Source organism: Bacillus cereus group sp. N8, from assembly GCF_016483685.1.
Lineage (GTDB): Bacteria > Bacillota > Bacilli > Bacillales > Bacillaceae_G > Bacillus_A > Bacillus_A proteolyticus.
In genome coordinates, this window is sequence record NZ_JAEHBK010000134.1 from 1 (window position 1) to 440 (window position 440).

Here is a 440-nt window from a genome sequence, read left to right on the forward strand (position 1 = left end):
GTTGAATCGGAAGATACATGGTACAGTAATAAAACATTGGATTACAACAAAACCATGAATGCAGTTGTAAATCCAATTGTAGTTCCATTAAATGAATTAAAAAAAGTTAGTGCTTCAAAATTATTAATCTCACAATATACTCATTATGAAAAACTACAAAAACAGTTTGCACATAAAGTAAGTACTACATGTACCGATGCAGGAAATTTAACTCAAATCATGGCAAAAGGTGTTTCTAAAGAACGAGCTGTAAGGGAAATCTGCACCCAAAATAATATCTCTATGGGTAACATAATGGTCTTTGGAGACGATTGGAATGATTTAGAGCTATTCTATACGTGTGGTTTTCCAATTGCTATGGGGAATGCAATACCTAAATTGAAGGATGCTGCATATTTTATTACCGATACCAATGATAAAGATGGTGTAGCTCAAGTATT

At 32.7% G+C, this 440-nt stretch carries 1 protein-coding gene; it reads left to right on the forward strand.

Going from position 1 to position 440, the window contains the following annotated elements; all coding sequences use genetic code 11:
• A partial coding sequence (locus JDS80_RS30735; protein ID WP_199640822.1) for an HAD hydrolase family protein occupies positions 1–440 on the forward strand: 440 nt, incomplete at both ends.